Annotated in this window: 8 protein-coding genes, 1 pseudogene and 1 other annotated feature; of the genes and pseudogenes, 4 read left to right on the forward strand and 5 right to left on the reverse strand. The window is 69.2% G+C overall.

Annotated features, from left to right (window positions below; genetic code table 11):
- Positions 1 to 129 precede the first annotated feature (129 nt).
- Both ACR807_RS23240 and ACR807_RS23245 read right to left on the reverse strand, forming a co-directional pair.
- On the reverse strand, positions 130 to 2010 hold the full coding sequence (locus ACR807_RS23240) for a recombinase family protein (protein WP_438923498.1): 1881 nt from the start codon (positions 2008 to 2010) through the stop codon (positions 130 to 132).
- 272 nt (positions 2011 to 2282) lie between these two features.
- Positions 2283 to 4382 carry an ATP-binding protein gene (locus tag ACR807_RS23245; protein WP_438923499.1) on the reverse strand — a complete coding sequence of 700 codons (2100 nt, stop codon included), beginning with the start codon at positions 4380 to 4382 and terminating at the stop codon, positions 2283 to 2285.
- A 271-nt stretch (positions 4383 to 4653) separates the two neighbouring features.
- Here ACR807_RS23245 and ACR807_RS23250 point away from each other — a divergent pair.
- Positions 4654 to 5627 (forward strand): annotated as a pseudogene (locus tag ACR807_RS23250) (IS5 family transposase); the annotation flags it as partial.
- A 46-nt stretch (positions 5628 to 5673) separates the two neighbouring features.
- Positions 5674 to 6911 (forward strand): IS3 family transposase gene (locus ACR807_RS23255; protein ID WP_438923508.1). Its coding sequence is split into 2 segments (ribosomal slippage): positions 5674 to 5953 and positions 5953 to 6911, totalling 1239 coding nucleotides; the frame shifts between segments, so codons are not numbered across the junction.
- Positions 5949 to 6080: a sequence feature (AL1L pseudoknot), on the forward strand. It overlaps the preceding gene by 132 nt.
- Positions 6912 to 6961: 50 nt before the next feature.
- Here ACR807_RS23255 and ACR807_RS23260 read toward each other — a convergent pair.
- A complete protein-coding gene (locus tag ACR807_RS23260) occupies positions 6962 to 9202 on the reverse strand; it encodes an ATP-binding protein (RefSeq protein ID WP_438923500.1) in 2241 nt (746 codons plus the stop codon).
- Between the two features lie 53 nt (positions 9203 to 9255).
- Entirely contained in the window at positions 9256 to 10239 is a 984-nt protein-coding gene (locus ACR807_RS23265) for an AfsR/SARP family transcriptional regulator (protein ID WP_438923501.1), read from the reverse strand.
- A gap of 224 nt (positions 10240 to 10463) precedes the next feature.
- Here ACR807_RS23265 and ACR807_RS23270 point away from each other — a divergent pair, with 224 nt between their 5' ends.
- Both ACR807_RS23270 and ACR807_RS23275 read left to right on the forward strand, forming a co-directional pair.
- Positions 10464 to 10772: a hypothetical protein gene (locus ACR807_RS23270; protein ID WP_438923502.1), complete on the forward strand. Its 309-nt coding sequence runs from the start codon at positions 10464 to 10466 to the stop codon at positions 10770 to 10772.
- A gap of 17 nt (positions 10773 to 10789) precedes the next feature.
- Positions 10790 to 11890 carry a HesA/MoeB/ThiF family protein gene (locus tag ACR807_RS23275; protein ID WP_438923503.1) on the forward strand — a complete coding sequence of 367 codons (1101 nt, stop codon included), beginning with the start codon at positions 10790 to 10792 and terminating at the stop codon, positions 11888 to 11890.
- On the opposite strand, the gene ACR807_RS23280 is transcribed toward ACR807_RS23275, so the two are convergent.
- The coding region (locus ACR807_RS23280; RefSeq protein ID WP_438923504.1) for an ATP-binding protein at positions 11875 to 14044 on the reverse strand (2170 nt) is incomplete at its 5' end. The two genes, ACR807_RS23275 and ACR807_RS23280, sit on opposite strands and share 16 nt — an antisense overlap.

Genomic DNA, 14044 nt, shown 5'->3' on the forward strand with positions numbered 1-14044 from the left:
GACGCCCCAGACCCCTGCTAGGCTGGACTTATGAGCCACTCCCCTTCGAGAGGAGTGGGAAATTCCCCACGGATGCGTGTTCGGGCAAACCTCTCGGACACATAATTTGCCCCGCGAGATATTTCCAGGTCACCTGGGATGCTCGTGGGGCAAATTGCTTCCCGATGCGGCTTCGACTTTACCTGATGGCCGCTGCTCGTAGCGTGTCTGCTGGCGCGATGGCAGGAGCAGTGGGCTACGGCCAGCTCGTCCCACGACCTGTCGACCGCGGTCGCCGCCGTGCTCGCCCGGCGGCGGGTACTCAACTCCCCCGGCCCGGGATGCGTCCCGCGAGCGGGTGGTGCGGAGGGCGAATTGGAACCCAATCTGCCGGCGCCGACGCTGGGGCACTGCCGGGCGGATCGGTCGCTGTAGAGGCTGGCGTGTGGGGCGAGCTCTGTGAGCCGGTGCATTGACCTTCGCGGCGGGCGCGTCGGGTTGATCCGCCGCCGAGACCGCCGCACAACTCAAGGCCAGCAGGTGTTGTTCACCTGCCTCTCCACGATCTCCGGTCGCGAACCTGCCATGGACAAGCTGCGGTGCCACGCGCCTGCGTGGTGTGCGTGCTCGCCCGGTGGTACCGCGGTCGAGCAGAGCGACCCCGACGGTGTCGCAGCGGAGGACGAGTCCGAGTTCGTCGACCAGCCGTGCGGTGTGCTCCGGGCCGGGGTTGTCGGCAATGCCCACGGCGGTGAGGTGTGCGGCGATGCGGCCGAGCAGGTGATCCTCGCGCAAATAGAGGTTGCCCGGCGCCCCCTCCGGTCGGGTACGGGCGCTGGTGTGACCATGACGGCAACGGTACGCGGCACGACCGTGGGAACGGTGCGAGTCCATCTTCCGCCCGCAGAACCCGCACTGGAGCCTGCCCGCCAACAGGTAGACGCACTCGCCTCGGTCAGCGTCGGCCTGCCGGGTGCTGTTCCTGGCGGCCTGGATGGTCTGGGCGGTGACGAAGTCCTGCTCGGACACCAGCGGGGTGTGGGCGATGCACGTCGAGATCGCCCAGGCGTGCTGCTCGTTGCGGACGCTGGTGCGTCGACCGCTCGGCGAGCGGGTGGCACGGTCGGCGCTGGTGCGATTCCACACCTGACGACCGGTGTAGCGCGGATTGCCCAGGATCTCCATCACCGTACGCAGCGACCAGCCGGGTTCGACTCGAGGCCGGTCGCGTTCCGCGTCGGCGCTCGACGGGCTGGGCACGGCCTGCTCGTTGAGGTGGCGGGCGATACCTGCGGCACTGTGTCCGGACAGACGTAAGGAGAAGATCAGCTGAACCACAGGCGCCGTGACCGGATTGGGCACGAGCCGCTGCTGCCGCACACCGCGCCGCGCCAACGCTCGATTCGGGTGCGGGCCAGCGTCGACGAGACAGTAGCCGTAGGGCGGCCTGCCGCCGAGGTAGCGGCCCTGCTCGACGGTCTGCATCCGCATGGCGGTGACGACCCTGTGGCGGGAACGCAGCACCTCCGTGAGCGAGCGCTTCGCCAGCAGCGCCAGCAGCGCCTCGTGCGCGGGATTGTCGAAGTCCACCGGCCCCTCGGCCTCCGGCAGCCACAACTGCACCCCGTACCGCTCCAACACCGCCCGCAGCTCCCGCACCTGAGCGCCGTCGAGGAACGCACGCTCGTACTCTCCGACCACCACCGCGTCGACCTGGTCGGCGTTGGCCGCGATGTAGCGCAGCATCGCCGCCGCCCGAGGCCGTAGATGCCACGGCACCTGACGGGAACACCCGACCTCGAAGTACTCCCCTACGATCACACCGTGCCCGCCGGTCAGCCTACGGGACACATCCAGCTGCCACGCCCGCGACGTGCGCGGGTCCTGGTGCTCACGAGTGGAAGCCCGACCGTAGAACAGAAACCGCAAACTGCCGACAGGAGTCGCATCCATGGCCGGGATGCCCGGCGGGACCGTGGCGGCGATCCACTCGGCAAGCGTGGTCGGACGGGACAGTGCGGACACCGACATGGCGCGGTCCTCGACATCGGAACGGGGGTTGGACGCCGAGGTGACGAGGCGCCTTCGCCACGATGACAAGGAACTCCAGATATACGCCCAATCGGAGCAGCCCGAGCCGCCTGTGCTTGTCTGAACAGCTGCGGCATACGCGTATCTGACCGCCTGGTGGCGTCGATACCCACGGCAAGTCGCTGCTCGATAGCGCGGAACCGCGTTGCCGCAGGCTTGACGTCGGCTTCAGTCTCTCGCGCACCGACGCCGACCTACCCCAGGTCGACTGCTCAACCGCTGTCCGGGTTGGCGCTGGTGAAGTGGTCGAGCTCGTCGAGCTGCTGTTGGACGCGTTCGGCGTCGGCGTCGCGGCCTTGGTCCCGGTACAGCTCCAGTGCCTCCTCCCACACGGTGCGGGCCTGCTCGTGTTGTCCGAGGGCGGCGTGGGGGTGGCCCACGCGGTCGAGGTTGTTCGCGACCTCGTAGGTGTTGCCGAGGTCGCGGTTCAGGGTGAGGGCGTGGTGGTAGTGGTCGAGGGCCTGGTGGTGGTCGCCGGTGTGGTGGGCGATGTAGCCCAGGCTGTCCAGGGTGGCCGCTTCGCCTGTGGGGTTGTGGTGGTGTCGGTGCAGGGTGAGGGCGGCCTGGCAGTGCTCGCGGGCGGCATCGAACCGGCCCAGCCGCGCGGCGTACCAGCCCACCGAGTTGAGCGCGTTGGCTTCCCGCACCGGCTGGTCGAGGGCGCGGTAGAGGTCGAGGGCGTGGTGGGTGTGCTCGAGGGCCTGCCGGTCGTCTCCCCGTCGTTCCCAGGCGACCGCGAGCACCTGGCGGGTGAGGGCCTGTTCGGTGGGGTCGTGGTGGCGTAGGGCCAGGGCGAGGGCCTGTTCCAGGTGGGTGGTGGCTTGTTCGTGCAGGCCCAGCAGGGAGCAGGCGAGGCCGAGTTGCCGGTGGGTGCGGCTGCGGGTGGTGGGGTCGGGCAGGTGGTCGGCGGCGTCCAGTGCGGCCTGCCACGTGGTGACCGCGTCGCGCCGGTGTCCTCGTCGGAGGTGGAAGGTGTGCAGGTTCCAGGCCAGGTGCCAGACGGTGTGGTGGTGGCCGAGGGTGGCGGCGGTGCGCTGGGTGGCCAGCAGGGTGGCGTGCTCGGCCTGCAGCCAGGCCAGCGCCGTGGCGGTGTCGGGCAGCGGGTGTGGGTGCACGCCGGGCGCGGGCGGCTCGGGCGACACAAGAGGGCGGTGGGGGTCCAGGAGGCTGTCGGCGGCGTGGGCGGTGTGCAGGTGGAAGTCCACCACCCGGGTCAGGGCCGTGTCCCGCACGTCGTCGGGCAGGGCGGTGTGGGCGGTGTCCGCGGCGTAGCGACGGACCAGGTCGTGCATGGCGTACCGGCCACCGGGTCGTCGTTCCAGCAGCGAGGCGTTCTCCAGCCCGCTCAGCGTCCTGCGGACGGAGCGGTCGGGCAGACCGGTGAGGGCGGCGGTGGCAGGCGGGGTGGTGTCCGGGCCGGGGGCGATGCCCAGCAGCGCGAACAGAGTGCGCTGGGTGTCGGTGAGGTGGCGCAGGGACCAGGACAGCACCGTGGGCAGGCTGGCGGCCGGGTCGCTGTCGTGGTCGAGCGCCTCCAGCCCGAGGTCGCGCAGTTCGGCGGCGACCTCGGCCAACGCCACGTCGGGGTGGGGCCCGGCGGTGCGCGCGGTGATCGACAACGCCAGCGGGTGGCCCCCGCACAGCCCGATCAGCTCGTCCACGGCCTCGGGTTCGGCTGCGACGCGGTCGGCGCCCAGGCGGGCGGCCAGCAGGCCGCGGGCCTCGTCGCGGTCCAGGACGTCCAAGGGCAGGTGGCGGGCGCCGTGCCGGTCGATCAGCGAGGCCAGCCGGTGACGGCCGGTAACCAGCACGGTGCAGGACGGCGAGCCGGGCAGCAGGGGGGTGACCTGGTCGCTGGTGGCGGCGTTGTCCAGCACGATCAGCATCCGCCGCCCGGCCACCAGGCTGCGGTACAACGCGGCCTGGGCGTCGAGGTCGGCGGGGATGCGGTCGGGGTCGACGCCCAGGGCGTCGAGGAACCCGCGTACCGCCACTGCCAGCTCGGTCGGCTCGCCTGTGGGGCTGAAGCCGTGCAGGTCCACGAACAACTGCCCGTCGGGAAACCGCTTCAGGTGCCGATATGCCCACGCCAGGGCGAGCCAGGTCTTGCCGATGCCCCCGGCTCCGCCGATCGCCGAGACCAGCACCGTCGCGCCCTGCCCCGCACCCGCCAGGCCGGTGGTTAGGGCTGCGGTGGTCGGTTCCCACGCGTCGGTGCCTGGTTCCTGCGGTGTAGCGGCGTGGGTCAGGGCGCGATCCAGACGGGCCAGCTCCGCGGTCCGGCCGGTGAACAGTCCCGGTGCGGCGGGCAACTGCCGCGGAATGACCGGCGCGGGCCGCGGTGGTGGCGGGTGCAGATTCAGGTTGCCGTGCACCACACCGACGGCGGCACCGTGATCGGTGGCGACCAGGTCACCGTGGATACTCGTTGTCACCGCGGTGCTGGCGTCCGGGGTGGTGTCGGGGTGAGGCGGGTCGGCCGCCGACGCGGTGTGCCCGTGGTCCGCGTCGGCTAGGAGCTGTTTGGGGTTCGGATCTAGGTCAGGCCGGGTGGTGTGCTGGTAGGGCTGGTAGAACACGGGTGTGGCGCGTTTTGATCTGGCCGATGCCGAGTGGGCGTTGATCGAGCCGCATGTGCCGGTGGCTGCTACGGGGCCGTTGCCGCGTCGGGTGCGGGATCAGTTCAACGGGATCCTGTGGCGGTTCCGCACCGGGTCGGGTTGGCGTGACGTCCCGGAACGGTACGGGCCCTGGTCGACCGTCTACTCCCGGTTCAACGCCTGGGCCAGGGCGGGGGTGTTCCAGAGGTTGATGGACGCGCTGATTGCCGAGGCCGCCTCCCGCGGGCAGGTCGGGTTGGAACTGGTGAGCGTGGACTCCACGATCGTGCGGGCGCATCACGAATCGGCCGGACTCGCGGTCGCCGGGGAGACCCTCGACGCGCTGGAGCAGGCGCTGACCGAGGAAAAAGGGGCTCCGCTGCCCACCCAACACAGCGTGCTGCGGGTAGTGCGTCGCGGTCCGCGCCTGACGCGTCCGGCGCGGGCACGTCTGCCGGTCGGGACCGTGCCGCCCTCCGGCGGCGTCGCAAGGCGCGGGCTGCGGCGGCCGGGCTCGGCCGGTCCCGAGGCGGGCTGAGCAGCAAAATCCACACCGCGGTCGACGCCGCCGGGCTGCCGTTGGCGTTCGTGCTCACACCCGGCCAGGCCGCGGACGGCCCACAGTTCCAGACCGTGCTGGACCGGATCCGGGTTCCCGGCCCGACTGGCCGACCCCGCACCCGCCCGGACGCGGTGGCCGCCGACAAGGCGTACTCCTCCAAGGCCAACCGGGCCTACCTGCGCCGCCGCCGGATCACCGCCGTGATCCCGGAGAAGACCGACCAGCAGGCCAACCGCAAGAACAAAGGCTCGGCCGGAGGGCGGCCGGTGTCGTTCGATCCCGCGCGCTACCGGCGGCGCAACACCGTCGAACGCTGCTTCCAGAAGATCAAGACATGGCGCGGCCTGGCCACCCGCTACGACAAGACACCACAAAGCTACGAGGCCGGACTGAACCGCCCCGGCTTTGGTGGGGACTCCATTGCTTGTGGAGGATGGAGTCATGGCAGGAACGTCACGGCACTCGGCCGAGGTGCGTCAGCGGGCGGTGCGGCTGGTGGAGGAGCACCGGGAGGAGTATCCGTCGTGGTGGGCGGCGGTGTGCTCGATCGCGCCAAAGTTCGGGGTGACTCCGGAGACGCTGCGCAAGTGGATCAGGCAGGCCGAGGTCGACTACGGCACCCGTCCCGGGACCACGACGGAGGAGTCTGCGGAGCTCAAGCGTCTCAAGCGTGAGGTGGCGGAACTCAAGCGCGCCAACGAGATTCTCCGGTCGGCGGCGACTTTCTTCGCGGCGGAGCTCGACCGCCCCACGCAACGGTGATCGCCTACATCGACGAGCACAGGGACCGGTTCGGGGTCGAGCCGATCTGTCGCGTCCTCCGTCAGGCAGGCGTGGCGATCGCCCCGTCCGCCTACTACGCCGCCAGAACTCGCTCCGCCTCGGCGCGGGCCGTCCGCGACGGGGAACTGCGCGAGGAGATCCTGTCCGTGTGGCGGGAGAACTACCAGGTCTACGGAGCGCAGAAGATCTGGATCGCATTGCGGCACAAAGGAATCACGGTCGCCCGGTGCACGGTGGAGCGGCTGATGCGCGAACTGGGCATCACCGGCGTGGTGCGCGGCCGTCCCCGCCGCACCACGATCCCCGCCAGGGACGGGCGCCGCGCCGGCGACCTGGTCGACCGGGATTTCACCGCCGGGCGGCCGAACGCGTTGTGGGTGGCGGACTTCACCTACGTGTCGACGTGGTCGGGCACCGTTTACGTCGCGTTCATGATCGACGTATTCTCCCGTCGGATCGTGGGCTGGAAGGCCGACACCTCCATGCGCACCGGGCTGGTGCTCGACGCGCTGGAGATGGCGTTGTGGGCCCGCGGGCACACAGGTCACCCGATCGCGGCGGGGTTGATCCACCACTCCGACGCGGGCAGTCAATATACGTCTTTCGCCTTCACCGACCACCTTCTCGCGGCCGGGATCGACGCCTCGATCGGCTCCGTCGGCGATGCCTACGACAACGCCCTGGCCGAGTCGACCATCGGGCTCTACAAGACCGAACTGATCAACCGGCGAGGCTCCTGGCGCACCCGTGACCAGGTCGAATACGCCACCCTGGAATACATCGACTGGTACAACAACCGGCGGCTGCACAGCAGCATCGGGCACCTGGCACCCGCTGAAATCGAGGCCGTCTACTACCGTCAACGCCAGCCAACCCCGGCTGGAGCAGTCAACTGAACGAGTCTCTATCGAACCCGGGGCGGTTCAACCCGTGTGCTGCCACACGCTCAGGCGCTGTCCCGATTGACGCCGGTGACGCCATCGAGATCGTCGAGTTGCTGCTGAACGCGTGCAGCATCAGTACTGCGACCTTGTTCCCGGTACAGCGTCAGTGCCTCTAGCCAGGCCGTGCGAGCCTGGTCATGTTGTCCGAGGGTGACACATGGGTGGCCGATTCGGTCGAGGGTGTCGGCGACCTGATAGAGGTTTTCCGTAGCGCGGTAGAGCGTGAGTGCCGACTGGTAGTGATGCACGGCTTGATGGTGACGGCCGGTGCGATGGTCGATGTAGCCGAGGCTATCCAGAGTTGTAGCCTCGCCACCGGGGTCCAGGAGGTGTCGGTGCAGGGCCAGGGCCTCCTGACAGTACTCGCGGGCGGTATCGTGATCGCCCAAATGGGCGGAGAACCAGCCCACTGCGTTGAGTGCCGCAGCTACCCATACCGGGGTACCGCAGGTGCGGTACAGGTCCAGGGCGTGTCGGGCGTGGCGCAGCGCCTTCCCGTCCGCTCCGCGTTGTGCCCACATTGATGCGAGGGCATGGTGTGTGCCTGCCCGTTGGAGCGTGTCGTCGTGGTGCGTGGCCAGGGTGAGCGCCTGATGCAGGTGGTCGCTGGCCTCGTCGAACCGGCCTAGGGCGGCATGGGCGTGGCCAAGGTAGCGGTGTGCGCGGATGCGGGCGGCAGGGTCGGATAGGTGTTGGGCAGCGTCCAGCGCCGTTCGCCACATGGTCAGGTCGTCGTGGAAGTAGGCCCGCCGCTGGTGCAGGACTGCCACATTCCAGGCGAAGTGCCAGGCGGTGTGGTGGCGGTGATAGGAGGCGGCGGTGCGCTGGGCCGCGATCAGTTGGAGATGTTCGGCCTCCAACCAGGCCATCGCCGCCGACTCGTCGGGCAGCGACTGCGGCACCACGCCAGCGGTAGGCGGCTCTGGCCGGATCGACGCGCCATAGGGATTGACTAGGTGGTGGGCCGTGTAGGCAGTGTGCAGGTAGAAGTCCATCGCGCGCTCCAGTGCCGCCCATCGCACGGACTCCGGGAGGTAGCTAGGAGCGGTGGTGGCGGCGTAGGCGCGGACTAGGTCGTGCATCGCGTACCTGCCGCCCGGTCGCCGTTCGAGCAGCGACGCGTCCTCCAGCGCCGCCAGCGTCCTGCGGGCGGGGCCGTCGGGTAGGCCGGTAAGAGCGGCGGTGGCGGATGGGGTGATATCGGGACCAGGGGCGATCCCGAGTAGGGCGAACACGGTGCGCTGCTGTTCGGTGAGCCGGCGCAGGGACCAGGACAGCACAGTGGGCAGACTCGCGGCCGGGTCGGTGTCGTGGTCGAGCATCTCCAGCCCGAGTTCACGCAGTTCGGCGGCGACCTCGGCCAGCGGGGTGTCGTGGCGGCTGTCGGCGGTGCGGGCGGTGATCGACAGGGCCAGCGGGTGGCCACCGCACAGCCCGATCAACTCGTCCACGGCCTCGGGTGCGGCGGCGACGCGGTCGTGGCCAAGTCGATCAGCCAGCAGGGCACGGGCCTCGCCGCAGGTGAGGACGCCGAGAGGCAGGTGGCGGGCGCCGTGCCGGTCGATCAGCGAGGCGAGCCGGTGGCGGCCGGTGACCAGCACCGTGCAGGTGGGTGAGCCGGGCAGCAGGGGAACGACCTGGTCACCGGTGGCGGCGTTGTCCAACACGATCAGCATTCGACGCCCCGCGACCAGGCTGCGGTACAGAGCAGCCTGCGCGTCGAGGTCAGTTGGGATACGGCCAGGGTCGACCCCCAAAGCGTTGAGGAACCCACGCACCGCCGCCGCTGGCTTCACCGGATCGCCCGCAGCACTGAAACCATGTAGGTCCACGAACAGCTGGCCGTCAGGGAACTGGTCGAGGTTGCGGTGTGCCCAGGCCAGCGCGAGCCAGGTCTTGCCGATGCCACCAGCCCCGCCGATCGCCGACACCAGCACCGTCGCCCCCGCGACAAGGGGACCAGTTGGCCGGCCAGCGGGTGCCGGTCCCGCCGCGCGGGCGTGCGGTCCGTCCGGCGCGGCGGTACGGGTGAGGACATGATCCAACCGGGCCAGTTCCGTGGTCCGGCCAGCGAACAGTCCCGGTGCGGCAGGCAGCTGCCGCGGCACCACCGGAACTAGCTGCGGTGGTGCGGCGTGCAGGTGCACGTTGCCGTGCACCACGCCGACGGCGGCGCCGTTATCGGTAGCGGTGATGCCACCGTGAGTTCCTGTCGTCATCACGGTTCCGACGGCTGGCGCCATGTCGAGGTGGGGTGGGCTGGGCGCCGACGCGGTGTGCCCGGAATCCGGGTCGGCTACCGAGGGTCTCCTGACTCCCTCGGTGGTGAGGTGTGTGGTGGGTGGATGGTGAGGTGGTCGCCTGTGGCGGCGCCGATGGTGATACCCCACGCCGCACCGTTGACCCCGCCGTGGATGGTCGTGCTGCGATCACCAGCCTGATCGGCACGGTCGCGACCGACCCCAAGGGTCTTGCCTGCGGTACCGGGATCGTCGGATGCGTCGTCGGGGTCTGGGGACGTGCTGTGCAGGGTTGGTATGCTGGGGCCGGGTGGATAGGCGGCAAGGTGGTGGAGTCGGGTCTGAGTGGTGGCCGAAAGTCCGGTGCCGCCGCTAAGCTCGCGCATGCGGGTGACGATGTGGTCCGCCCAGATGGTGATGTCGATGTGTCGTCCGGTGCGGGCAAGTGCCTCCGCGCCGAGGAGCAGGAGCCGTTCGTCGTGGACGATGTCGGTCTCCAGGGAACCGAGCTGGGGTGGGATCTCCTGGTGTCGGTCGCGTTCGAGCAGCAGCTCCCAAAAGGTGACCAGGGCGGTGCGGCGGTGTGCGTAGGCGTGGTGGCGGAAGGTGTCCACCCACCGACGACGCACGTCCTCCAGCGGAGTCCCGCGCCACAGCCCGAGGGCCTCGTGGAGCCGGTCGGGATCGCGACGCGCACCTGCAACATGGGCCGCGCGGAGGAAGCGGTGGTAGTCGATCGTGTCTGGGTCAATGTCGAGCAGGTAGGCGTTGGCACCGGGCTCATGGCGTAGCCACGCCCGCTCACCACCCGCTTCTTCCATGGCATCGCGAATGTAGGTGACGTAGCGAGTAAGGGTTTCCGCCTTGGGCTCGCTGCGGCCTTCCTCGCTCCAGATTCGGTCGAGCAGGGTCGTGACGGGTACGGGTCGGCCGACGTCGACGGCCAACAGGCCCAACAGACACCGCTCCGCCGACCTGGTCAACGTGATGACGTCGTGGTCGTTGTGGATCTCGACGTTGCCCAGTATCCGGATCTCCACCCGTCCCCCCGGCTGTAGCCCCTTCTTGGGAGCGCAGTCTGTCGAGATTCGCACCGCCGTCCAGCCGATACGACGGTGCTGCACTCGTCCGTAACGCGGGTCCACCCGGATGGGGCAGGAGCCGTCGACGGTGCGTGGCGGTTTCACACTTCGGGTTCAACCGAGTGGTGTCCGACAACTGCGGACACCACGGCGGACACGATTCCCACCCATTTGGGGTAGCGATGTCCGTCCCGGTGTCGCGGACGCCGTCCGGGGATCTGTCGCGTGCGTTCGCCGATGCTGATTCCAGTCCCGGCACACGGGATGCGAGGTCGGAATCGGAGATCGACGTCATGAGCGGCTTGGGTGGCTACGGCCATCACCTACCGGATGCGTACCAGGCGGAGCAATTCCACTGCCGGGTCTTACTCCGGGAGGGTGTGCGCGGCGTGGTGCCGGCTCCTTGGGCGGGGAGGGAGGTGGCTGTGGTGATCGAGTTCGAGGATGTGGTGTGGCAGGAGTCGTTCAGCGGCGCTCAGTCCGGCGGTTGATCAGAAGGAGGGTGTTGATGTTTCGTCCACGAATCAAGTTCGAACACCGGCCCGTCCGCTACGGCGAGGACCGGATCAGGATCGGGGGCGACGTGGTCGGTGTCGCCTCGGAGATCAGTGACCCGGAAGGGTGGGTGTGGACGTTGCTCAACACCCTCGACGGCACGCGCACGGTGGACCAGGTCGTCGCCGACCTGGTCCACCGCTACCCCGACCGGTCGCAGGAGCAAATGCGGCAGGCGGTGGACGACCTGGTCACGACAGGGTACGTCTACGACGCCGCCGCACCTCCACCAGAGCGGGTGATCGGCACGGGGTTGGATCGGTACGACCGGGGAATGATGCTGTTGCGGTGGATGGACCGCACTCCCGGCCGCAGCGCCTGGGACGCGCAGTTGCTGCTGCACCAGGCGCGGGTCACCGTGGTCGGGGTCGGTGGTGTCGGTGCCGAGGCGGCGTGGGCGTTGGTCGCTTCCGGTGTCGGGAAGGTGCACTGCGTGGACGGGGACGTAGTGGAGCGGTCCAACCTCAATCGGCAGGTCCTCTACACCGAGCACGATCTGGGGCGGTCGAAGGTCGATGCTGCGGTGGAACGGCTGCGGCAGCACAACGGCGAGGTCGTGGTCACCGGTGAGCACCTGATGATCAACGGCTCGCAGCAGTTGGAGGCCCTGGCGGCGGATTGCGATGTGCTGCTGCTCGCCGCGGACACGCCAGGTGAGATCCGGTCATGGGCCAACCGGGCATGTTTGGTGACCGGGACGGCGTGGGTGCACGGCGGCTACTTTGGCCCGCAGGTCCATATCGGACTGTACCGGCCAGGAAGCGGGCCGTGCGCAGACTGCGGCCGCACCGCCCGGTTGGAGCGTGATGCCAGGTTGCCTCCGCTGACCTCATGGACACCGGCCCGCAGTCAGACGCCTCCGCACGCGGCGAACGCGGTGACCGCAGGGATGACCGGATTATTGGCGGCCCACGCGGTCACCAGCCTGATCACCGGCGCGCCCGCACTGTCGGTCAACCGGGAATACGGGCTGAACCTAATAACCCTGCGCGAACACACGGTCGGGTTGGATTCACCCCGGCCCGACTGCCCGACCTGTTACGGGCTGCTCTGATCCGCTGCTCCGGCTTCCAGCGCGCGAAGCCGGAGCAGCACCTGCTCCGCCTGCGGATCCATCAAAGTGGTCAGCACCGCTATCGCCTCCTCCAGCTTCTGCCGGGCTTGCGCTGGTTGCCGGAGGTACTCGTGAGAGGTGGCTGCGGTCTCGCACAGTGGCGCGACCAGGTACTCCATCCCTCCTACCTCCCGGCACGACTGCAATGCCTGCTCGCACAGCTCCAACACACGGCGATGTTCACCCAATTGCTGCCAGGCGACCGCCATCGCCTGCAGGGCGTGTGCCTCGCTCGCGGGATCGGCCGCGCGACGCAATACCAGCTCGCGCTCCGCGTGTACTAGTCCTTCCCGTGGCCGTCCGGCGGCGGTGTGGATCGCCCCCAGGTTGCCCTCTACCACTGCCTCGGTGCGCACTTCCCCCGCCTGGCGCGCCAGCGGTAGGGCTTCGGTGTAGCAGGCCAATGCCTGCCCGTAGCGTTCGTGCGCCCTGTGCAGATAGCCCAAGCCACACCACGCATCCAACTCACGGACCGTATCGCCCACCCGGCGCGAGACCTCCAACACCTGCATAAAATCGGCTTCGGCCTGCGCCCACAGTCCCATATCATGATGGGTGTTGCCGCGGCGGATCAGCAACGACAACTCCGAGGCATCGTCGCCAGTTGCCTGTGCGGCCGACAATCCCAGCGTCTCCGCCTCCAGCCGCAACGGCCACCACGACTGCGGACGCAACGTCACGAACCGGTACGCGCCAGCCAGCAGGATCGTCTCTTCCCACAACCGGTCCTGGTGGGCGATGCGCACCGCCGACATCATCGTAGGCAACTCCGAGATCAACCACTCCATCGCCGCCGCGCGGTCGAACTCCGGCACCCCACGAGCCCTGCCTCGCAGCGCCAAGGGCGAATTGCCGGGAAACACGACCCGGTCTGCCACATCGGCGACTGTCGCGTACCAGCCGATCACCCGTTCCACAGCCTGTCGCCGCTCCGGCCCGGAATCGTCGGCATCTGCCCGCCCCGCCGCGTAGGCGTGCGCCAAGTCGTGCAGCCGGTACCGCCCCACCCCGACCGGCTCCACCAGATTCAGATCGGCCAAGTCCTCCAACAGCCGACGGGCCTGCGGCATCGGCCAGTCCGACAAGGCTGCCGCCGCACCCTCGCTCAGTTCGACTGTGGGATGCAGGCCCAGCAACCGGAACAGGCGAGCCTGCTCCGGTGACAACCGTGCATACGACGCGTCGAACACCGCCCGCACCGCAGTCGAATCATCCCCCGACACGCTCAACCCCTCCACCCTGCCCCTCTGCCCGGCGATCTCGGCCACCAACCCCGCCACACCGCCATGCCTACGCCCCGCGACCCGACACGCCGCCACCCGCAACGCCAACGGCAACCCGCCACACAACGAAACCAACGACGCGATCGCCTCCGACTCCACCCGAGCACGCTCCTGACCGATCACACCCTCCACCAACGCCACCGCATCCTGAGCGGGCAGCACCCCCACCGGCAGCCGTACCGCACCGTCGGAGACCGCCAACCCCGTCAACGCCGCACGCCCGGTCACCACCGTCACACACCATGACCCCACAGGCAGCAACGGCCTCACCTGGTCCGCCGACACAGCGTTGTCCAACACCACCAACACCCGCCGCGACGCAGTCAACGACCGATACAACCCGACCTGCGCCTCCTCAGCCGCGGGCACAGCCTCCGCCGAAACCCCCAACCCTTGAAGAAACCCTGCCAACACCGCCGATGGCGCCAACGGCGCACTCGGCCCGTAACCCCGCAGATCGGCGAACAACGTCCCGTCGGGAAACCGCGACTCGGCACCTCGCGCCCACCGCACCGCCAACGACGTCTTCCCGACCCCACCCATCCCCTCCAACACCACCACCGACGGACCATTCGGCTCATCCGACGACCCGCCCAGCGCGCTGTCCACCGCCGCGAGCTCGACGGCCCGGCCGGTGAAGTCCCGGACGCCAGCTGGCAATTGCCGAGGTACCGGACCCCGTGGCGTCGGAAGCACCACCTGTCCGATGCTGCCCGCCTGCACCACCACACCCGCCACGGCCGTTCCCGCCAACGAGTTCGACACACCCATCCCGTCCGTCACCCACCACAGATCCCACAACCGGTACCGA

Source organism: Saccharothrix sabaoui (assembly GCF_051756985.1).
Lineage (GTDB): Bacteria > Actinomycetota > Actinomycetes > Mycobacteriales > Pseudonocardiaceae > Actinosynnema.